Origin of the sequence: Gordonia mangrovi (assembly GCF_024734075.1) — a bacterium.
Classification (GTDB): domain Bacteria; phylum Actinomycetota; class Actinomycetes; order Mycobacteriales; family Mycobacteriaceae; genus Gordonia; species Gordonia mangrovi.
On record NZ_CP102850.1, the window covers coordinates 5,209,328 to 5,231,506 of the forward strand.

Annotated in this window: 12 protein-coding genes and 3 rRNA genes; all 15 read right to left on the bottom strand. The window is 65.1% G+C overall.

Features of this window, described 5'->3' with window-relative positions; genetic code table 11:
* Positions 1–104: 104 nt before the first annotated feature.
* The 15 genes from NWF22_RS23675 to NWF22_RS23745 all read right to left on the bottom strand — a co-directional run bounded on the left by NWF22_RS23675 (position 105) and on the right by NWF22_RS23745 (position 22,057).
* Complete coding sequence (locus NWF22_RS23675) at positions 105–1,046, bottom strand: copper transporter (RefSeq protein WP_160904214.1); 942 nt, start codon at positions 1,044–1,046, stop codon at positions 105–107.
* Positions 1,047–1,049: 3 nt separating this feature from the next.
* Positions 1,050–2,237, bottom strand: coding sequence for a putative cytokinetic ring protein SteA (gene steA / locus NWF22_RS23680; RefSeq protein WP_160904213.1), 1,188 nt, complete (start codon positions 2,235–2,237; stop codon positions 1,050–1,052).
* A gap of 107 nt (positions 2,238–2,344) precedes the next feature.
* Positions 2,345–4,117, bottom strand: a complete 1,773-nt coding sequence (recN, locus tag NWF22_RS23685; RefSeq protein WP_160904212.1) for a DNA repair protein RecN — start codon at positions 4,115–4,117, stop codon at positions 2,345–2,347.
* A gap of 1 nt (position 4,118) precedes the next feature.
* Positions 4,119–5,135, bottom strand: coding sequence for an NAD kinase (locus NWF22_RS23690; RefSeq protein ID WP_160904211.1), 1,017 nt, complete (start codon positions 5,133–5,135; stop codon positions 4,119–4,121).
* A 17-nt stretch (positions 5,136–5,152) separates the two neighbouring features.
* Positions 5,153–6,112, bottom strand: a complete 960-nt coding sequence (locus tag NWF22_RS23695) for a TlyA family RNA methyltransferase (RefSeq protein ID WP_160904210.1) — start codon at positions 6,110–6,112, stop codon at positions 5,153–5,155.
* An 11-nt stretch (positions 6,113–6,123) separates the two neighbouring features.
* Entirely contained in the window at positions 6,124–6,417 is a 294-nt protein-coding gene (locus NWF22_RS23700; RefSeq protein ID WP_233752039.1) for a hypothetical protein, read from the bottom strand.
* Positions 6,418–6,430: 13 nt separating this feature from the next.
* Positions 6,431–8,554 (bottom strand): HAD-IIA family hydrolase, encoded by a 2,124-nt coding sequence (locus NWF22_RS23705; RefSeq protein WP_233752038.1) that lies wholly within the window; start codon positions 8,552–8,554, stop codon positions 6,431–6,433.
* A 158-nt stretch (positions 8,555–8,712) separates the two neighbouring features.
* Positions 8,713–8,829, bottom strand: a 5S ribosomal RNA gene (gene rrf, locus NWF22_RS23710).
* Between the two features lie 207 nt (positions 8,830–9,036).
* Positions 9,037–12,173: ribosomal RNA gene (locus NWF22_RS23715) — 23S ribosomal RNA — on the bottom strand.
* Between the two features lie 464 nt (positions 12,174–12,637).
* Positions 12,638–14,160 (bottom strand): 16S ribosomal RNA (locus NWF22_RS23720).
* The 16S, 23S and 5S rRNA genes sit together here, the layout of an rRNA operon.
* A 489-nt stretch (positions 14,161–14,649) precedes the next feature.
* Positions 14,650–15,945, bottom strand: a complete 1,296-nt coding sequence (gene tyrS, locus NWF22_RS23725) for a tyrosine--tRNA ligase (RefSeq protein WP_160901312.1) — start codon at positions 15,943–15,945, stop codon at positions 14,650–14,652.
* Positions 15,946–16,032: 87 nt separating this feature from the next.
* The gene (locus tag NWF22_RS23730; RefSeq protein WP_160901311.1) at positions 16,033–16,260 is read right to left on the bottom strand and encodes a Trm112 family protein; all 228 of its coding nucleotides are present in this window, start codon (positions 16,258–16,260) and stop codon (positions 16,033–16,035) included.
* A gap of 66 nt (positions 16,261–16,326) precedes the next feature.
* On the bottom strand, positions 16,327–19,338 hold the full coding sequence (locus NWF22_RS23735; protein ID WP_160901310.1) for an AMP-binding protein: 3,012 nt from the start codon (positions 19,336–19,338) through the stop codon (positions 16,327–16,329).
* Between the two features lie 80 nt (positions 19,339–19,418).
* Entirely contained in the window at positions 19,419–20,861 is a 1,443-nt protein-coding gene (argH, locus tag NWF22_RS23740; RefSeq protein WP_160901309.1) for an argininosuccinate lyase, read from the bottom strand.
* Positions 20,858–22,057, bottom strand: a complete 1,200-nt coding sequence (locus tag NWF22_RS23745; RefSeq protein WP_160901308.1) for an argininosuccinate synthase — start codon at positions 22,055–22,057, stop codon at positions 20,858–20,860. Before NWF22_RS23745 ends, argH begins: the two co-directional genes overlap by 4 nt.
* Positions 22,058–22,179 lie beyond the last annotated feature (122 nt).

Genomic DNA, 22,179 nt, shown 5'->3' on the forward strand with positions numbered 1-22,179 from the left:
TCTCCCGTCGGCCGATCCAGGCCAGAAAACCCTGATTACCTACGGGACTCCAGGGTAACACCTCACGAGCCGTTCGACCGCCACGACACCGGCCCGTCGCCGACCTACTGTCCGGCGGCCGGGCCCGGTTCGGCCCCGACGGTGATCGCCTGGGCACCGGCTCCGGTGCCGTAGGCGGCGGTCTGTCCGCGCGCCTCCTGCGCCAACGCCAAGATCGTCGTGATCAACCCGGTCTGTTGCTCGACGTTGTCCACCGTCGAGACGGCGTTGCCCAACGCGGGATCGGAGCGCACGACCGCGATCGGCGATCCGCCTTCGGCCGATCCCGCACGGCCCACCAGCACGCCACCCTGTCCGCGCGCGGCCATGGCGGCTGCTGCGCGGGCCATCAGCTGCCCCTGTGCACCCGCGTCGTCGCCGAGCGCATCACCGGTGACCATCACGACGAGGTCGGCACCGGACACGGCGTTGTCTGCCGCCGCGATGAACCCGCCTTCACGCAGGGCCTGTAGTCCCAGCCGGATGTCGGCGGCGTCGGCGGCCGAACGTCCCTCGGGGTGCAGCAGCAGCGCACCGAGGAGGTCACCGACGCGGCCACCGGAGTCGGTCAGTTCGGCACGCAAGGTGGTGCCGGCCGGGATCGTCTGGTCGACGATGGTGCGCAGTTGTTCCGCATTCTGGTCGGCGACGAGATCTTCGGTCAGGGCGACCTGCCCGGCGAATCGCGCGCCGGCCGTCGACAACGACTCCTTCACCGCGTCGACGTCGGCCTCTGCGGCGTTCGGTGAGGTCACGACGAGGACCGATTGCCCCTCGAGCGCACCGGCGATGAGTCGTGGTGCGATCGCCGCGTCGAAGCTGTTGGCAGCGTTGAGTTGTTCGTTGAGATGATCGCGTTCTGCCTCGAGGTCGCCGATGCGGTCGCGGGACGCGCCGGTCAGCGAGTTGACGCGGTCGCCGACGAATCCCGATCCGAGGAACAGCCCGAGCGCCAGCGCGAGGAAGACCGCGGCGAGGGAGATCGCGTGCTGTCGAAGTGAGATCATCGACTACCTGTTCCACACTCCCTGGGCCCAGTCCACGGCCTGGTGGTACTGCGCGACCGACCAGTCGATGATCTCCGGTCCCAGGTTGGACAACATGATCGCCGCGATCACGGCGATCAGCGCGGCCAAGACCACGCATGCGATGGCCGCGCCGGACACGCGGCTGCGATACAGGGTGGCGACCGCCTTGGCGTCGACCAGTTTGGGGCCCACCTTGAGCCGGGTGAGGAACGTCGACGGATTGCTCTCGCGGCGGGAGCGGTCGAAGAAGTCGTCGAGGCTACCGCCGTAGCCGACGGTCACAATCAGGTCGGCGCCGTGGTAGTCGGTCAGCAGCAGGGCGAGATCGGCCGCGCCGCCGGCGGCGGGGAACGTCGTCGCACCCACACCCAGGTCCTGAATTCGGGCGAGCCCGGGGGCGTGTCCGTCGGTGTCGGCCGGGAGCACCAGCTGCGCACCGGATTTGAGGGTCGCTGTCTTCATCTCGTCGGGATCGCCGACGATCAGCGACGGCTTGTAGCCGGCCTTCATCAGCGTGTCGGCGCCGGCGCCCACGCCCACGAGCACCGGCGAGTACTCCTTGATGAACGGCTTCAGCGACTTGAGGTCGGTGACGCGATCGGGGCCGTCGGCCACCACCACCACGTGCCGCCCCGCCAGGTTGACGTCCACCTCCGGTACCCCGACACCGTCGATCAGCAGCGGCGACTCACTGCGGATGAACTCGATGGTGTTGCCGGAGAAGGCCTCCAGGTGATCGACCAGCCCGGTCTTGGCCTCGATCATCATGTCGGCGATGTCGTGTTCGGCGAGTTCGGTACCCAACGCCAGCCGACGCTCACCGACGTAGAGCCGGTTGTTGTCGACGCGCAGCTTCGCGCCGTCCTTGACCCGTTTGAAGACCTCGTCGCCGACGTTGTCGAGCAACACGATGCCCGAGGCGACGAGTACCTCCGGACCGAGATTGGGGTATCTGCCCGAGATCGACGGAGATGCGTTGACAACTGCCACCACGTTCGCCTGCACCAGCGCGTCCGCGGTCACCCGGTCGAGGTCGATCTCGTCGAGGATGGCGATGTCGCCGGGCCCGACGCGGTCGAGCAGACGACGGGTGTTCTTGTCGATCCTGGCGATACCGGTGACGCCAGGCAGTTCGGTTGTGGTGCGGGCGAGCAGTGCAGGCATCTTCATGACGCCCATGATCGGCACGGCGGATCGAGAAATCGTGGAGGCGCGCCGCAACAACTGCAACTTTTGTCACACGAGCAACACCGACACCAGCGCCCGGTGTCTCTCGACTAGTCGGCCGCGGCGCTCGCACGTTCGGTCTCCGCGGTGGCCAAGAGCTCTTCGGCGTGTGCGCGACCGGTGTCGGAATCGCCGAGTCCGGCGAGCATACGGGCCAGTTCGGCGACGCGTTCGTCGCGATCGAGGGTGCGCACGGTGCTGGCGTGCGGCCGGTTGCGGCCCTTGGCCGCGTTCTTCCCGATCACCAGGTGGTTGTCGGCGAACGCGGCCACCTGCGGCAGATGGGTCACCACGATGACCTGATGTGCTCGGGCGAGACGGGCCAGCCGGCGGCCGATCTCGACCGCCGCCCGACCGCCGACCCCTGCGTCGACCTCGTCGAAGACCATCACTGATCCGCTGGTCGGAGCGGCCAGTACCACCTCCATGGCGAGCATGAGGCGGGAGAGCTCGCCACCGGATGCCGATCGCGCGATCGGCAGCGGCGTCGCACCCTTGTGTGCCAACAACGAGAACTCGACGCGGTCGGCACCAGCGGTACCGGCGTGCGCTCGGGTGCCCTCGATCTCGATCGCCAGCCGATCGGTATCGGCGGCCGGCTCGAGGGCGACCTCCACCGCGAGTGCGGCGTCGCCCATCGCGAGTCCGCCCAGTTCGGCAGAGACCTTGGTGGACATGGACTTTGCCGCGGTCCGACGCCGACGCCGGAGTTTGGCGGCGGCCTCGGTGACCCTGTCCCGCGCGGCCGCGGCCGCGGCTTCGAGCTCCTCTATGGAGTGCTGGGGATCGTCGATCTCGGCCAACCGGGCAGCGGCGGCGTCGCGCCACGCGATCACCCCGTCGATATCCGGCGCATATTTCCGGACCAGCGCCTTCAAGTCGGCCTGCCGAGTCAGTAGCTTGTCCAGTTCCTCGGCGTCGGCCGGCAGGTCGGACAGGAACGACGACAATTCCTCTCCGACGTCGGTGATCACGGTCAACGCCTCACCGACCCGCGGCAGGAGTCCGCGCAGCGACTCGTCTCCGGCGGCTTCGAGCAGGCTGCGCACCTGACCGAGGCCGTCGACGACCGACCCCTCGTCCCCGGCCACGATCGCGTGCGACTGGGCACCCGCAGTCCGGATGCTCTCCAGGTCGGTGAGCCGGTGGATGGTCGCGGCGAGTTCGACGTCTTCGCCGGGCTGGGGGTCCACCGCGGCGATCTCGTCGACACCGAAGCGAAGCCGATCGGCTTCCTGGGCGAGTTCGCGTTCATCGGTGCGGCGCGCGTCGAGATCGTCGAGGATCCCGATCCACTCGTTACGCGCATTCCGGTAGGTGTCGGCCGCGCTGCTCACCGCCGATCCGGCGAACGTGTCGAGCGCCGCACGTTGGTGTTCGGGCTTCATCAGCCGGAGCTGATCGTTCTGGCCGTGAATGGTGAGCAGTTGATTGGTCAATCGGCCCATCACGCCGACGGGCACTGACCGCCCGCCCAGGTGTGCCCGAGAACGCCCGTCGGCACCGACCGATCGGATGGCGATCAGCGAGCCGTCCTCGTCGACATCGGCGCCCGCCGCCTCCAGGATCTCCCCGACCACCGGGTCGATCGGGTCGTCGGCGGTAGCCGTTGCGAGTCGGAATCGGCCCTCCACGGTGGCCTTCGCATCGCCTGAGCGCACCCGGGACGCATCCGCCCGAGCCCCCGACAGCAGGTGCAGGCTCGTCACGATCATGGTCTTGCCGGCGCCTGTCTCACCGGTCAGCGCGGTGAAGCCGGGATGGAATTGTGCCGACGCCCGCTCGATGACGCCGAGGCCCTCGATCGACAGTTCTTCCAACACGTCAGGTCTGCCTCCCCCGCCAGCCCGTCACGGGCAGATCGAATTTGGTCACCAGTCTGTCGGTGAACGGTTCGGAATCGATGCGCACCCATAACACCGACCGCTCGCTGCGAACCACCTCCACGCGGGCTCCCGCGGAGACGTCGATCCGTCTGCGACCATCGCAGAGGGCCACCCCGGCTCGGCCGCGTTTGTCGATCTCGACCGCGATGCGGGATCGCGGACTGGTCACCAGCGGGCGGGCGAAGAGCGCGTGGGCGTTGCTCGGCACCACCAGGATGGCTTCGAGATCGGGCCACATGACCGGGCCGCCTGCCGAGAAGGCATATGCCGTCGAACCGGTGGGTGTCGCGACCAGTACCCCATCGGCGCCGAACGCGGACACCGGACGCCCGTCGACCTCGGTGACGAGTTCGAGAACACCGTTGTTGGTCCGGTTGAGGATGGCGACCTCGTTCAGCGCCCAGGTCCGCGCGACGGGCGCGTCGGGTTGGGCCGGATCGATGACCGCCACGTCGAGGGTCATCCGCGGTTCCACCCGGTAGTCCCCCGCGATCAGCTGTTGCATCACGGCGTCGACGCGATTGGCCTCCGCCTCGGCGAGGAAACCGATGTGCCCCAGGTTGATACCGAGGACCGGCACATGCGCCGGATAGGCCAGTTCCGCCGCCCGCAGGAAGGTTCCGTCGCCGCCCAGCACGATCACGACCTCACAGCCCTCGGCCGACGCGGGTTCGGGAGTGGTCACCTGCACCGCCGCACCGAGGTTGCGCAGATGTTCGGGATCGACCGGGTGGCTGGCGGGCCGCTCACGGCCATTGCCCGCCGGCTCCGGCTCGTCGGCGGATGCGTGGTCGCGCGACCTCGTGTCGTAGTCGACCACGCGCAGCCGCACATCCGCTGCGGCGCAATGGCGCGCGATGGCGTCCATGGTCTGGGTGACGACCTCACGGCCGGTGTGGGCGACCACCAGGAACTCCCGATGCTTCCCCCGGCCGGCGACCTCCTCGTTGGCCACAGTGGTCCCTTCGTCTGTCAGCGCGGCCCGTCTGCGACGGCCCGGGCGATCATCTCGATCAACGCGGTGTCGATGGACGCAGGGGCGTCGGGCGCGGGCACGACGGCGTCACCGGCGCCATGCGTCACGTCTGTTCGATCTCCGACCCTATCGGCAGCCGTCATGTCGGCGCCGGGCCGGGCGGTGGCCGGTGGGTCGATCTCCGGGGAAACGCCGGGGTGCCCACGGCCGACCCGACGCAACCAGAGAAAGTATTCGACATTCCCGGACGGTCCGGGCAGTGGACTGGCGACCACGCCGCGGGTCTCCAGGCCGAGGTCGCGGGCGGCGCGCGCCACACCGAGAACCGCGTCGACTCGCTGCTGCGGGTCCCGGACCACCCCACCGGACCCCACTCGGTCCTTGCCGACCTCGAACTGTGGCTTGACCATCGGTACCAGGTCGCCACCGGGCCGGACCGAGCGGGCCAGCGCGGGCAACACCAGGGCGAGCGAGATGAACGAGAGATCCGCGACGATCAGGTCGGCCTCGCCGCCGATATCGTCCGGGCCGAGGTGACGCACATTGGTGCGGTCGTGCACCGTCACCCGCGGATCGTTCTGCAAGCGCCATATCAACTGTCCGTAGCCGACGTCGACGGCGACGACCCCGGCCGCGCCGCGCCGCAGCAGCACGTCGGTGAATCCCCCGGTGGACGCGCCGGCATCGAGGCAACGACGTCCGCTCACCGTCAACCCCATCGGTTCGAATGCCTCGAGGGCCCCCAGCAGTTTGTGGGCTCCGCGAGACGCCCAGTCCTCACCGACGGTCTCGGTCACCACGATCGGGGTGTCACGGCCGACATTCGTCGCCGGCTTGGCGGCGACGACGCCGTTCACCTTCACCAATCCGTCGGCGATCTGTGCTCTGGCGTGCTCACGGGAACGCGCCAGACCGCGACGGACGAGCTCGGCGTCGAGTCGCGCACGTGGGGCCACGGATCAGTGCCTCATCGAGGATCGACGTCCTCGAGCGCGGTGGTGAGCACCTCGTGTGCGCGTTCGAGGAGTTCGGCCTGCCGCCCGAGCGCCGCCAGATCGAAGGTGTCGCCGCTCGCCCGTCGGATCTCGTCCACCTGCTCGAGTATCTCGCCGACGCCGGTGGTCACCGACGACGGATCCATGTCACCGACGCTGTCAGCCGCGGGCGCCGCGGCGCCGACAGAGCGCGGCATCATGTTCGGGACCGGACGTGACGTCGGGGTCGATGCCTGGTCGGTGGAGTGCTGTTGGGGATCGGTCATGGCGACACCCACGCTAGCGCACAGCGGTGACGCCGACCGACTCCAGAACACCCTGCACGTCGGGGTCCGCACTGGTCACCGCCAACTCCGACATGTCGAGCGACCCCTGGTCGGCAGCGGACCACACCGCCGACGCGAGGGCCGGCAGCAAGCTCTGCAGATCGCCCGATCCCGTTGACCCGACGGTGACCACCGTCCCGTCGACTGCCACCTCCCAACCGTCGTGGGCGTCGATACGCACGGTGTCCGCAGCGGCGGCGAGATCGGTCAGGTCACCGACCACATAGGTGGGACGTTGCTCGGGCGGGGCATTGAGCAGGTCCATCGCCGAGCTGACACCGGTGAGGACGAGCACACTGTCCAAGCCCACCGAGTGCGCACCTTCGATGTCGGTGTCGAGCCGGTCGCCGACGACGAGCGGACGCGACGCGCGGCTACGGGCGATGGCGTCGGCCATCAGGGGTGCCGCGGGCTTGCCCGCCACCAAGGGCTGTGTGCCGGTGGCGTTGGCGACCGCGGCCACCATAGACCCGTTGCCGACCAGCATGCCGCGTTCCGATGGCAGCGTGGCGTCGGTGTTGCAGGCAATCCACAGCGCACCCGCGCGGATGGCCAACGCCGCCTCGGACAGTTCAGCCCATCCGGTCTCCGGCGAATGCCCCTGGATCACAGCTGCCGGACGGTCGGCCGCACTGCGGGTGACGGCGATCCCGACTTCGCGGACCTCTTGGGCCAGCCCGTCGGTACCGATGACCAACGCACGCGACCCAGGACTCACATGCTCGGCCAGCAGCCGAGCCGCCGACTGGGCGCTGGTGACGACCTGCTCCGCGGTCGCCTCGAAACCCAGGGAGGTGAGGTGCTCGACGACCTCGGCCGGACGACGGCTCGCGTTGTTGGTCACGAAGTAGCGCGCGGTGTCGATCCGCGCGAGCGTCTCCCGCGCACCGGGCAGCGCACGATGGCCCGCGTATACGGTGCCGTCGAGATCGAGCAGCAGCGCATCGTAGCGCGACAGCAACGATTCTCGCGCGACCGGAGTCTCGCCATCCTCAGTCGGCTGCGCGGCGGAGGCCCGTTCGTGGGTGGGCGGTGCGCCGACCGCGGCGACGACCGGTGCCGAGGTCTCCGCCGGTTCGGCCGTCTCGCTGACGGCGCCGTCACCCGGCCCGGCAATGCTCTGCCCGGCGGCGGTCGACCCCGCCTCGCCGGCCTCCTCGGTGGGCACGGTGGCCGGATCGGTGACGTCGCCCTCGGCGAGTTCCACGAGGCGCAACTCCGCGTCTGTCACGTCGTCGACATCGGCTGCCGCCGCATTCATGAACCAGGTGACCGCGTCGTCGGCGCGATCGGCAGCAAGCAGGGCCGATGCGTAAGCGTAATACAGGCGCGCAACCGGCGTTCCGGAACGACCAGGGGTCAGGTCTTCGGCCTGCAAGGTGACCACGGCCTTCTCGGCCTCACCGAGATCGATGCGCGCCCCGCTCTCCACGATCCGCATCTCGGTGCGGTCCTCGCCGGTCAGCGCCTGCCCGTCGTCGCTGCGGGCGATCTCGACCGCGCGCACCGGACGGCCCAGCCCGCGTTCGGCATCGGCGATCAGCGGCAGCAATCCCGGGTTGCCGGTGATCCGACGGGCGGCACGCAGCTCCGACACCGCTTCCTGCCACTCACCGGCACTGTAAGCGGCAATCCCCAGCGTCTCGCGCACCAGACCGACCCGACCGGCCCGGCGGCGCGCAGCGCGAGCATGTTCGAGCGCCAGGGCCGGATCGTCGGCGAGCACCCTGGTCACCATGACCAGATGCCGGGCGACGTTCTCCGCGTTGGTCTTGTCCAGTGTCAACAGGTCCCGACGTACATCCGAGTCCAGATCCGATGCGGCCACGTCCTCGGGCAATGCCGGCTCATCCGGCCGACCCGCTGAACCGGTCCCCCGAGATGCTCTATCGGCACGCCCCGCACCACGGTGAGCGCCATCCCGGCGTGATGAGCCCTGCCGCCCCGAGCCGGCGTACCTGCCCTGGCCCGACTCTCGGCGCGACGACCCGTCACGACGCGCATCGCCATCGCGTCGGGGCCCGCCGTCACGACGCTGTCCGCCATCACGGCGAGGGGTACGGTCACGGTCACTCATAGCAGCCAATCTATGCCTCGGAGCCTGGTAGTGGACGGTCAAGGGGAACCGACCATCGGTGACCGGTCCCGCCACAGAAAGCGTACGGAACCAGCACGACAACGCCAACGGCCCTGCATTCGAATCGATATCGAATACAGGGCCGTTGGTTAAGTTGTGTTCGGCGGTGTCCTACTCTCCCACACTGGTTAGGGTGCAGTACCATTGGCGCTGGAGGGCTTAGCTTCCGGGTTCGGAATGGGACCGGGCGTTTCCCCTCCGCTATGGCCGCCGAAACATTGTGAAACAACACACGGGGGCACGCCCCCGTGGACCCCCAAAACCGTTGCCGGGTTTGATCAGTCCGTTGTCTGTTTGTCCACGCGAACTCCCGACCACTGTCGGGGGTTCATGGGGGCGAAGCCCCCATGTGTGTTGTTTCAGAAGGTGCATAGTGGATGCGAGCAGAGCTCTATTTAACACTGTTTTTGGTGTTGAGTGTTGTTGGTAAGTCCTCGGCCGATTAGTACCAGTCACCTGAACCTATTACTAGGCGTACAGTTCTGGCCTATCAACCCCATGGTCTGTAGGGGGCCTTAACCACTCGAAGGTGGTGAGAAACCTCATCTTGGAACAGGCTTCCCGCTTAGATGCTTTCAGCGGTTATCCCTTCCGAACGTAGCTAACCAGCAGTGCCCTTGGTAGGACAACTGGCACACCAGAGGTTCGTCCGTCCCGGTCCTCTCGTACTAGGGACAGGTTTCCTCAAGTTTCTAGACGCGCGCGGCGGATAGAGACCGAACTGTCTCACGACGTTCTAAACCCAGCTCGCGTGCCGCTTTAATGGGCGAACAGCCCAACCCTTGGGACCTACTCCAGCCCCAGGATGCGACGAGCCGACATCGAGGTGCCAAACCATCCCGTCGATATGGACTCTTGGGGAAGATCAGCCTGTTATCCCCGGGGTACCTTTTATCCGTTGAGCGACACCACTTCCACACGTTGGTGCCGGATCACTAGTCCCGACTTTCGTCCCTGCTCGACATGTACGTCTCACAGTCAAGCTCCCTTGTGCACTTACACTCAACACCTGATTGCCAACCAGGCTGAGGGAACCTTTGGGCGCCTCCGTTACATTTTGGGAGGCAACCGCCCCAGTTAAACTACCCACCAGGCACTGTCCCTGAACCCGATCAGGGTCCGAGGTTAGAAGTCCAATACGATCAGAGTGGTATTTCAACAACGACTCCATGAACACTGGCGTGCCCACTTCACAGTCTCCCACCTATCCTACACAAACCGAACCGAACACCAATACCAAGCTATAGTGAAGGTCCCGGGGTCTTTTCGTCCTGCCGCGCGTAACGAGCATCTTTACTCGTACTGCAATTTCGCCGAGTCTGTGGTTGAGACAGCAGAGAAGTCGTTACGCCATTCGTGCAGGTCGGAACTTACCCGACAAGGAATTTCGCTACCTTAGGATGGTTATAGTTACCACCGCCGTTTACTGGGGCTTAAATTCTCAGCTTCACCCACCAAAAGTGGATTAACCGGTCCTCTTAACCTTCCAGCACCGGGCAGGCGTCAGTCCGTATACATCGTCTTACGACTTCGCACGGACCTGTGTTTTTAGTAAACAGTCGCTTCTCTCTGGTCTCTGCGACCCACACCAGCTCACACCGCGAGGGCGGTCACCGGGATGGGTCCCCCTTCTCCCGAAGTTACGGGGGCATTTTGCCGAGTTCCTTAACCACAGTTCTCTCGATCGCCTTAGTATTCTCTACCTGACCACCTGTGTTGGTTTGGGGTACGGGCCGTGTACCAACTCACTAGAGGCTTTTCTCGGCAGCATAGGATCATGGAATTCACCGCAACGGCTACGCATCACCTCTCAGACACATGAACGGCGGATTTGCCTACCGTTCGTCCTACAGGCTTACACCAGTACAACCACTGACTGGCCCCACTACCTTCCTGCGTCACCCCATCGCTTGCCTACTACCAACCAAGGTCCCATGCAGCCCCATCCGGTCACCCGAAGGTGATCCATCTGGTTTTGGATGGTTAGTACAGTTGATTCAGCATGGACGCGGATACACGGGTACGGGAATATCAACCCGTTGTCCATCGACTACGCCTGTCGGCCTCGCCTTAGGTCCCGACTCACCCTGGGCGGAATAGCCTGGCCCAGGAACCCTTGGTCATCCGGCGGCAGAGTTTCTCACTCTGCTTTCGCTACTCATGCCTGCATTCTCACTCCCACACCCTCCACACCTCGTTCACACGGGCGCTTCCACGGATGCAGGACGCTCCCCTACCCACCCCACCCACTACACAGCCATCCGTAGACGACTGTGGATGTCATGGTGGAGTGCCGCGGCTTCGGCGGTGTACTTGAGCCCCGCTACATTGTCGGCGCAGGATCACTTGACCAGTGAGCTATTACGCACTCTTTCAAGGGTGGCTGCTTCTAAGCCAACCTCCTGGTTGTCTTCGCGACCCCACATCCTTTTCCACTTAGTACACGCTTAGGGGCCTTAGCCGGCGATCTGGGCTGTTTCCCTCTCGACTACGAACCTTATCGCCCGCAGTCTCACTGCAGTGCTCTCACTTACCGGCATTCGGAGTTTGGCTGACGTCAGTAACCTAGTAGGGCCCATCGGCCATCCAGTAGCTCTACCTCCAGTAAGAAACACACCACGCTGCACCTAAATGCATTTCGGGGAGAACCAGCTATCACGGAGTTTGATTGGCCTTTCACCCCTACCCACAACTCATCCCCTCCATTTTCAACTGAAGTGGGTTCGGGCCTCCACGACGTCTTACCGACGCTTCACCCTGGCCATGGGTAGATCACTCCGCTTCGGGTCTAGACCCGGCGACTCCACGCCCTATTCAGACTCGCTTTCGCTACGGCTACCCCACACGGGTTAACCTCGCCACCGAGCACTAACTCGCAGGCTCATTCTTCAAAAGGCACGCCATCACCCACCACCCACCAAAGGGTGCACAGGCTTTGACGGATTGTAAGCGTCCGGTTTCAGGTACTATTTCACTCCCCTCCCGGGGTACTTTTCACCTTTCCCTCACGGTACTCGTCCGCTATCGGTCACCAGGAAGTATTCAGGCTTACCGGGTGGTCCCGGCAGATTCACAGCAGATTCCACGAGCCCGCTGCTACTTGGGAGAACATCACGCAAGACCACAGGCTTTCAGCTACCGGACTCTCACCGACTACGGCAGACCATTCCAGGCCACTTCACCTAACCTCTGGTTTTATCACTCACGCCCAGACAGGTAGATCCGGGAAGATGAACCCCACAACCCCACACACACAACCCCTACCCGGTCACACATGCGCATGGTTTAGCCTCCTCCGCTTTCGCTCGCCACTACTCACGGAATCACAATTGTTTTCTCTTCCTATGGGTACTGAGATGTTTCACTTCCCCACGTTCCCCCCACACCAGCTATACATTCACTGGGTGGTAACACGACATCACTCGTGCTGGGTTTCCCCATTCGGACACCCTCGGATCACAGCTCGTTTGACAACTCCCCGAGGACTATCGCGGCCTACCACGTCCTTCATCGGCTCCTGGTACCAAGGCATCCACCGAACGCCCTAAAACACTTACAACAACACCTACACCCACAGGGGCTCCGCCCCCATGCACCCCCACAACAAGGGACACACAGGCAAACAACACCCCCCACGAGTGTAGAAAAAACAACAAAAACTCGAACAAAACACACAAACCAAAAAATGATTCGTCATGCATTGCAAAATAAAGATGCTCGCATCCACTATGCACTTCTCAAACAACACACACCAGCCACCCACACACCACTCCACCCCCCACCACAGGAAGCATCAACACGGCAGCGCAACGACCGGCCCAGAAGAAACGTGTGTTCCCTCAGAACCCCGATAGTGCATTGATGACATCACGCCGGTCACCCAACGTGAACACCACCCGATACCAGCACGACAGCCGGCACCACAGCGATGAGTCTGATGTTTCACCCTCGAGCTCCCCGTGCAGCACACTCGGCCACAACCGGGGGCCTATGGGGGCAGCGCCCCCATACGTTGCTCCTTAGAAAGGAGGTGATCCAGCCGCACCTTCCGGTACGGCTACCTTGTTACGACTTCGTCCCAATCGCCGATCCCACCTTCGACGGCTCCCTCCCACGAGGGGTTAGGCCACCGGCTTCGGGTGTTACCGACTTTCATGACGTGACGGGCGGTGTGTACAAGGCCCGGGAACGTATTCACCGCAGCGTTGCTGATCTGCGATTACTAGCGACTCCGACTTCACGGGGTCGAGTTGCAGACCCCGATCCGAACTGAGACCGGCTTTAAGGGATTCGCTCCACCTCACGGTATCGCAGCCCTCTGTACCGGCCATTGTAGCATGTGTGAAGCCCTGGACATAAGGGGCATGATGACTTGACGTCATCCCCACCTTCCTCCGAGTTGACCCCGGCAGTCTCCTGCAAGTCCCCGGCATAACCCGCTGGCAATACAGGACAAGGGTTGCGCTCGTTGCGGGACTTAACCCAACATCTCACGACACGAGCTGACGACAGCCATGCACCACCTGTACACCAACCACAAGGGAACGACTATCTCTAGCCGCGTCTGGTGTATGTCAAACCCAGGTAAGGTTCTTCGCGTTGCATCGAATTAATCCACATGCTCCGCCGCTTGTGCGGGCCCCCGTCAATTCCTTTGAGTTTTAGCCTTGCGGCCGTACTCCCCAGGCGGGGTACTTAATGCGTTAGCTACGGCACGGAACTCGTGAAATGAGCCCCACACCTAGTACCCACCGTTTACGGCGTGGACTACCAGGGTATCTAATCCTGTTCGCTACCCACGCTTTCGCTCCTCAGCGTCAGTTACTACCCAGAGACCCGCCTTCGCCACCGGTGTTCCTCCTGATATCTGCGCATTTCACCGCTACACCAGGAATTCCAGTCTCCCCTGTAGTACTCAAGTCTGCCCGTATCGCCTGCACGCCTGCAGTTAAGCTGCAGAATTTCACAGACGACGCGACAAACCGCCTACGAGCTCTTTACGCCCAGTAATTCCGGACAACGCTCGCACCCTACGTATTACCGCGGCTGCTGGCACGTAGTTGGCCGGTGCTTCTTCTCCAGGTACCGTCACAAAAGCTTCGTCCCTGGTGAAAGAGGTTTACAACCCGAAGGCCGTCATCCCTCACGCGGCGTCGCTGCATCAGGCTTGCGCCCATTGTGCAATATTCCCCACTGCTGCCTCCCGTAGGAGTCTGGGCCGTGTCTCAGTCCCAGTGTGGCCGATCACCCTCTCAGGTCGGCTACCCGTCGTCGCCTTGGTAGGCCATTACCCCACCAACAAGCTGATAGGCCGCGGGCCCATCCCCAACCGCAAAAGCTTTCCACCCCCAGTCATGCAACCAGGGGTCCTATCCGGTATTAGACCCAGTTTCCCAGGCTTATCCCAAAGTCAGGGGCAGATCACCCACGTGTTACTCACCCGTTCGCCACTCGAGTACCCAGCAAGCTGGGCCTTTCCGTTCGACTTGCATGTGTTAAGCACGCCGCCAGCGTTCGTCCTGAGCCAGGATCAAACTCTCCATGAAAACCTATCGAAACAGCCGACACAAACATCAGCCACGTTTCAACACAATCAGGAAAGAAAAACCTGACAAAAACAATCCAAAAAACTGGCAAAAAACTCTACGGACACCCACCACACGAGGAGTGGCAGATGCCCACAAAACTCAATGCCACAAAAAATATGGCATCAAACAAACAACCAATACACTATCGAGTTCTCAAAGAACACACACCCACCGATACTTCCTCAATCAAGAGGCGTTCATCTGTGAGCTGTCTGTCCAGAAGCGTTGCTCTCGTCCCCGAGGCAACTCTTCTAGGCTACCGGACTGAATTTCGATCCGCAACCTGTGGTTGCCTCTCGATCTCGCGACCGGTTCCGCTGGGGAATCCGTTCGGCTCTCGCCTTCGGACACCTGGCTTCTTCCCGGTTCCTGTCGGCCTCGGGAAGTTGCTCTCTGCGGTGCGTCAGCTAAGTTACACAGGCGAGAACAACGCGTCAAATCGCCTGTTCAGAGCGTTACGCGCGCTCCCGCGAAGGACTTCTTGCCGCGCCGGATCACCAGCCAGCGCCCATGGAGCAGGTCAGCCGTCGTCGGCCGCCACTCGGCGTCGTTGATCTTCTCATTGTTCACGTACGCGCCACCTTCACCGATCGCTCGTCGAGCGGCCTTGTTGCTCTCGGACAATCCGGTGTCGACGAGCAACTCCACCAGGGTCGGGGTCGTCCCGGCGTAGTCGGCGATGGTCGTCTCCCCGACTGCGGCGGCGAGCGTCCCCTCGTCGAGGTCGGTCAACTCGGCACGGCCGAACAGGGCTTGACTTGCCAGTTCGGCCGCCGCGGTGTGAGCGGCCCCGTGGATCAGCGTCGTCATCTCCGCCGCGAGTCGCTTCTGCGCCCGTCGCAGGTGTGGTGTCTCCTCCGTGGCCCGGGCGAGCTCGTCGATCTCATCTCGACCGAGGAAGGTGAACCACCGGAGGTACCGCACGACGTCGGCATCGGCGGTGTTGACGAAGTACTGGTACCAGGCGTACGGGCTGGTCAGCTCAGGATCGAGCCAGAGACTCCCGCCCCCGGTCGACTTGCCGAACTTCTTGCCGTCCGAGGAGGTGACCAGCGGAACCGTCATGCCGTGCAGCGATGTGGAGTCCAGGCGTCGAGCGAGGTCGACTCCGCCCACGATATTTCCCCATTGGTCGGACCCGCCCACCTGCAGTACGCATCCGTGCCGGCGATTCAGCTCCACGAAGTCGTTTGACTGAAGCAGCAGGTAGCTGAACTCCGCGTAGCTCATACCGTCCGACTCGAGCCGACGCTTGACGGTGTCGCGCGCCAGCATGACGTTGACGGAGAAGTGCTTACCCAGGTCACGGAGGAACTCGACGGCGCTGAGCTGCCCGGTCCAGTCGAGGTTGTTGACGACCAGCGCACCGGTCGGGGAATCATCGAGGGTGACGAACCGACGTAGTTGACCGCCGATCCGGTCCGCCCACTCGGCGACGGTGTCGGGCGCATTCATCGTCCGTTCGCCCACGTCCCGGGGGTCACCGATGAGTCCGGTTGCGCCTCCGGCCAGCACGATCGGTCGATGTCCCGCCTCCTGAAACCGCCGCAACGTGAGCAGCGGGACGAGGTGTCCGGCGTGCAGGCTCGATGCCGTCGGGTCGAAGCCGGCGTACAGCGTGATGGGACCACGGGACAGTTCGGCGCGCAGGTGATCGAGGTCGGTCGACTGCGCGATCAGCCCGCGCCACTCGAGTTCGGCGAGGATATCGGTGGTCGGCCGGTCAGACGTCTCGGTACTCACCCCTCGATCCTGTCACCTGCGAAACCCGTGCCAACACCTACCCACAGGTCAACGCCGGCCCAGCCGGATCAGGTCACTCGAACAACGTCACGGGGCGTCGGGGGTCTCACCGGTGAGCTCGGCATGTTCGTCGTCGTCGACCTTCCGTGCCTCGTCGGCGAGCATGACCGGGATGCCGTCGGGATCGATCCGGTACGCGACCCGCAACCGCGGGTTGTACAGCTCGTCGCCGGCGTCGAGCAACGGTCCGTGATCCTGCGGGCAGACCAGACGCGCCCGGGTGATCGGATCGATGGATTCGGCTCGTGTCGCCATGTCCGCGCTGTCCCCTCGTCGTTCGCCGTGTTCGGCCACAACTCTAGTGGTCCGGGTGCGGAGCCTTCAGCGACTGCCGGCGGCGGGCGCGTTGCCGCCGGCCCCGGATTCCATCGACCACCCCATCGTCGCCGCGGCGGACCGGGTGTACCTGCGGTAACGCCCCTCACTGTCGCGATACCACACCTTCGAACCCGGTCGCGGGAGTCCACGGTTGGCGAACCCTGCGGCGACCGGGCGGTAGGCGTCGGACAGCGGGATCTCATCGACGATGTGGATCAGGTGCGGGCGCTGTTCGGCGGCAAATTCGCCGAGCGCGATGCGCAACTGGGTGACCGTCAACGACTCCGCTCGGTGATCCGGTCGCAGCGTCACGGCGGCCACCGCTACCTGGCGGCCGAGCTCTCCTACTCCGTAGGCAACCGCCTGGTCGACAGCATCCATCGACGACAGGATCGCCTCGATGGGCGGAATGAAGACCGGACCGTCGCAGGTACGGACGATGTTGGCCACCGACCCCAGAAACCAGAGGTCGTCGTCGACGTCGCGGACGAACAGCTGTCCGGACACCTCCCAGCGGTCCTGGCGGTTGAAGACGTCGCGGAGCACGGTCGCCGAGGTGTCGAAGCGGTGTCGGGCCCGTGCCAGGAGCAACCCGGGCTCACCCACGGCGGCCTTGCGGACGAAACCGTCATCGTCGATCACGAGCCGATCCCGCTCGAGGTCGTAGGCGGCCACCTCCAACGGATTCGTCTCCGGCAGTGGGCGCCCCATGGACCCCACCTTGTTCGCCGACACATTGGCCAGGATCGCCGCACCGTCTGCGGTGGCGAAGAATTCCAGCACGCGTGCTCGCGGGAAGCACTCCATGACGTCATTCCACAGCCCCACCGGCATACCCGAGCCCATGAACAACCGGATCGGATTGTGCTGGTTGATGCGGAAGCCCTCGGCACGCACGACCTCGCGCATCATCGTCCAGGTGTAGGAGACCACCGTGATCCCGTAGCGGTTGACCTCGGCGGTGAAGGTGTCGGGGTCGATCCCGTTGGACAACGCGATGCGCGATCGGCCGACCACGGTGGCGCCCAGTGTGGTGAGCAGCCCGGAGGCGTGATGCAGCGGCGGCAGGCAGTACACCGTGTCGCGGTCGGTGAGGCCGGCCGCCGACGCCGCGCCGAAGGCCGACTGGGCAAACCTATGGTTGGTCACCGGCCAGGGAGCCAGCTGTCCGGCACTTCGGGTGAACAGGATGAAGGCGAGGTCGCCCGCCAGACCCGGATCCGGGCGATACCACGTGGGCATCTGCACCTCGGCGGGATCAATCTGTTCCATGTCGATCACCGACGTGCCATCCGCCGCGGAGATCGACCGCGAGCCACCGCTGCCGCCGCCGAGGACCAGGACACGGTCGCAGACGCCGGTCGCCTCCGTCAGATGGACCGGATCGGTGATCACGACCGAACTGTCGGAGAGCCGCAGCATCTCCCGCATGTCGCCGTCCGCGGCGAGCATGACGGCGACCGCACCCAGCCGCGACAGTGCCGCCACCACGACCAACGCACTCGGGCGGGTGTCCATCACCACACCGATGTGCTCACCGGGCCGCACACCACAGGCGACGAGACCCGCGACAACGTTGTCGATCCGTGTATTGACGTCCGAGTGTGTGAGCACGCGGTTCTCGAAGAGGAACAGTTCCTGGTCGGGCGCGCGCTTACAGTTCTCCGACATCAGCTTGCCCAGCGAGATCCGGGTACCCGACTGAATCTGCCCGAGGCGGAACAGGCGCGGCACGGTCCGCACCGACTCCTGTGCGACGGCCCGGGTGGTGCGCTGCAGCGAGTTGGCCATCTCCAGCAGTTCGCGCGAGACACCGCCGCCGGCATCGGCGAGCGAGCCGATCCCGTGGGTGATCCGCGACGACAGGCTCACTCCGGAGCCGTGCGGATCGAGTTCGTCTCGCATCTCCTCGACCAGAGGTGGGCGTGGCCCGAGTCCGGCCTGCCAGAGCACCCATTCCGAGGTGGTCGGCCAGGTGTGCGCTCCCGCCGTGCTGCCCACCACCAGACCGAAATGCCCGACCGGTACCCGGGATTCGAAGACGGCCGACGCCGAGGCCGCCCGCTGAATTCCACGCACCGCCTGAGGCTGTCCGATGTCGTCGGCTTCACCAACGAAAGCCAGTACTGGACAAGTGATCTCGGTCAGAGAGACCAGATCGCCGTCGATGACGAAGCCGCCCGACATCATCCTGTTGTGCACCACGAACTGCCGCAGGAGTTCCGCGACGGCCGGGCCCGACCAGGCGACCCAGCCCTCGGCCTCGATGAAGCGCCGCTGGTCCTCCCGCGGCAGCAACTCATCACGGTTGTGCAGCTTGCGCAGGAAGTCGATCCGACTCCGCGCGGTCTTCACCGGATCGACCAGTTGGAAACCGGCGCGCGCCATCCAGCCGGGGACCCACAGTCGGTTGAACACCTTGTCGGCCAGAAGCTCGGCACTCGGCACCACGAGCGCCGGCGGGAGCCCCAGCGGAAGTGCCGCGAGGACGTCGACCGGGCTGCCGAAGGTGATCACGCTCGCGATGCCCTTGGACTGACGAAAGGCCGCGGTCTGATACGCGAACATGCCGCCTTGCGAGTACCCCGCGAGATGGACGTCTTTGCCGGTGGCCTCGATGATCACGTCGATCGCGCGGCTCACGGCGACGATGTGGTCGGCGAGGGTCCGCTCCATGCCGCCCTCTTCGGAGTCGGGCGACCCGAAGTCGATCACGAACGGGGTGATGCCCGCCCGATGCAGCACGGAGACCGCACCGTTGTGCTCGGTCACGTCATACACGTTGGCCGACACCATCATCGGTGGGACGAGCAGGATCTGCGGCCCGGTGTTGGGGGTCTCCGGGAAATACCGCCGCAGCCGGAACATCTTCGCCGTCTCGACCACGTTGAACGGCGCAGGCTCGGTTCCGGTGTCCAGGCCGCCGAACCTCAGTACCTCGAGGCCGTTCTGTGCGGTGGCGAGGACCCGGTCCACCGCCGCGCCGACGTCGGGCAGTGTGGGCAATCCCACCATGACGTCGCTTCCCTCCCGTTGTCGTTCACGTGATGCACGTCACTGTACCGACCTCCCCGCGGGCGGCGTCATAAGAGTACTCAGATGGTCGTCGTCTCCCCGCCTTCCGACCACGCGGCGCGCCGTCGGCGGACCTCGGCACGAAGATCCGCCAACTGGCGGCTGACCTGAACCGAGGCCGTGCCCCCTTGGGCGTTGCGCGACTCGATGGACCCTCGGACGGTCAGCACCTCGCGGACCTCTGGCCGAAGGTCCCGGCTGATCGACGCGAGCGTGGCGTCGTCGAGGTCGGCCAGACCGACCCCGCGTTTCTCCGCCGCCCGCACACTGGCACCGGCCACCTCATGCGCCACCCGGAACGGGATGCCCTGCCGCACCAGCCATTCGGCGATATCGGTGGCCAGCGTGAAGCCCGCCGGGGCCAGCTCGGCCATCCGATCGGTGTGGAACTCCAGGGTGGCGATGAGCCCGGTGATCGCCGGCAACAGCAGGTCGAGCTGGGCCACCGAGTCGAAGACGGGCTCCTTGTCCTCCTGGAGATCGCGGTTGTAGGCCAGCGGCTGGGCCTTGAGGGTCGCGAGCAGACCGGTCAGATTGCCGATGAGGCGGCCCGACTTGCCGCGGGTGAGTTCGGCGACATCCGGGTTCTTCTTCTGCGGCATGATCGAGCTGCCGGTCGACCAGGCGTCGGCGAGGGTCACGTACCCGAATTCGGGCGTGCTCCACAGGATGATCTCCTCGGACAACCGGGACAGATCCACCCCGATCATCGCCAGCACGAAAGCGCCTTCGGCGGCGAAATCCCGCGACGACGTCGCGTCGATGGAGTTCTCGGCCGCACGATCGAACCCGAGGTCCGTGGCGATCGCCACCGGATCCAGTCCCAGCGACGACCCGGCCAGCGCGCCGGAACCGTACGGCGACACCGCGGTTCGTCGGTCCGCATCGGCCAGCCGGTCGACGTCACGGAGCAGCGGATGCGCATGGGCGAGCAGGTGATGCGCCAACAAGACCGGCTGGGCGGCCTGCAGGTGCGTCTTGCCCGGCATCACCGCGTCCGGGTGCGCGCCGGCCTGATCCGCGAGTGCGTCGACGACCTCGAGCAGGCCGAGGGCGACCCGACGCATGGCGGCACGCAGCCACATGCGAAACAGCGTGGCGACCTGATCGTTGCGCGATCGACCGGCCCGCAACCGCCCGCCGAGTTCCGGGCCCACCCGCTCGATCAGGCCGCGTTCGAGCGCACCGTGCACGTCCTCGTCACTCTCGGCCGGCCCGAAGGTGCCGTCGGCGACATCGGATGCCAGCCTCGACAGGCCCACGAGCATTGCCTCGAGTTCCTCGTCGGTGAGCAAACCCGCACGATGCAGGACGCGCGCGTGCGCCATCGACGCCTCGATGTCGAATGGCGCCAGCGCCCAATCGAAATGGGTGGATTTGCTCAGCGCGGCCATCGCGGCGGCGGGTCCGTCGGCGAACCGGCCGCCCCACAGCGAACCCTCGTTGGTGCCCTGCGAGCTCACCGGTCGAGGTCTCGCTTGGCGGCGATCTTCGACGACAGGCCGTGCAGTTCGACGAACCCGCGTGCGGCGGACTGGTCGAAGCTGTCGCCCTCGTCGTAGGTGGCGAGGTTGAAGTCATAGAGCGACTCCCCGCTGCGCCGACCGGTGACCGCGATGTGTCCGCCGTGCAACACGAGCCGGATGTCGCCGCTCACGTGCTCCTGGGTGGAGGCGACGAAGGCGTCCAGCGACCGCCTCAGCGGCGAGAACCACAGTCCGTCGTACACCAGCTCGGCCCACTTCTGGTCGGTGCGCCGCTTGTACCGGCCCAGTTCCCGCTCCAGCGTGACGTGTTCGAGCTCCTCGTGGGCGCGGATCAGCACCATCGCGCCGGGGGCCTCGTAGACCTCGCGGCTCTTGATGCCGACCAGACGGTCCTCGACGACGTCGAGTCGTCCGACCCCTTGCGCCCCGGCCCGGCGGTTCAGTTCCTGGATGGCCTCGAGGACACTCACCGGACGGCCGTCGACGGCGGTCGGCCGGCCCTTCTCGAAGGTGATGATGACCTCGTCGGGCGAGTTCCAGTTGATGGTCGGGTCGTCGGTGTAGTCGTAGACGTCCTTGGTGGGCGCGTTCCACAGATCCTCGAGGAAGCCGGTCTCCACCGCACGGCCCCACACGTTCTGGTCGATCGAGAACGGCGACTTCTTGGTGACGCTGATCGGGATGTCGTTCTCCTCGGCGAAGCTGATCGCCTTCTCCCGGGTCCAGGCGTAGTCGCGGACGGGTGCGAGGACCTGGAGGTCGGGTGCGAGGGAGGCGAAGCCCACCTCGAAACGCACCTGGTCGTTGCCCTTGCCGGTGCATCCGTGGGCGACGACGGTGCCACCGTGGTCGCGTGCGGCGGTGACGAGGTGTTTGGCGATCAGCGGGCGCGAGATCGCCGAGACCAGCGGGTAGCGGTCCATGTAGAGGGCGTTGGAGCTGATCGTCGGCAGGCAGTACTCGTCGGCGAACTCGTCGCGGGCGTCGACGACGACGGCCTCGACCGCGCCGCAGTCCAGCGCGCGCTGACGCACCACATCCATGTCCTCGCCACCCTGGCCGAGGTCAAGGGCCACCGCGACAACCTCTTTGCCGGTCTCCTTGCCGATCCAGCTGATCGCGACCGAGGTGTCCAGACCTCCCGAGTACGCGAGTACGACGCGTTCTGCCATGTATGTCTCCTCTGTGTGCGGCGCGCCGGCGCGGGCTTCGTCCCGCTCGTGGCGCGTCCTTGGTTGATTCTTCTCTTGTCCGGTGTGGCGTGGGGCCACTATCTGAAGCTGTTCTGTGCTGT

What these genes read in the sequence shown, in the direction of transcription:
- NWF22_RS23675 (WP_160904214.1), bottom strand. Translation starts at nt 1,046, where the DNA reads ATGATCTCACTTCGACAGCACGCGATCTCCCTCGCCGCGGTCTTCCTC.
- NWF22_RS23735 (WP_160901310.1), bottom strand. Translation starts at nt 19,338, where the DNA reads ATGGTGGGATTGCCCACACTGCCCGACGTCGGCGCGGCGGTGGACCGG.
- steA (WP_160904213.1), bottom strand. Translation starts at nt 2,237, where the DNA reads ATGAAGATGCCTGCACTGCTCGCCCGCACCACAACCGAACTGCCTGGC.
- NWF22_RS23700 (WP_233752039.1), bottom strand. Translation starts at nt 6,417, where the DNA reads ATGACCGATCCCCAACAGCACTCCACCGACCAGGCATCGACCCCGACG.
- NWF22_RS23745 (WP_160901308.1), bottom strand. Translation starts at nt 22,057, where the DNA reads ATGGCAGAACGCGTCGTACTCGCGTACTCGGGAGGTCTGGACACCTCG.
- NWF22_RS23730 (WP_160901311.1), bottom strand. Translation starts at nt 16,260, where the DNA reads ATGGCGACACGAGCCGAATCCATCGATCCGATCACCCGGGCGCGTCTG.
- NWF22_RS23705 (WP_233752038.1), bottom strand. Translation starts at nt 8,554, where the DNA reads ATGAGTGACCGTGACCGTACCCCTCGCCGTGATGGCGGACAGCGTCGT.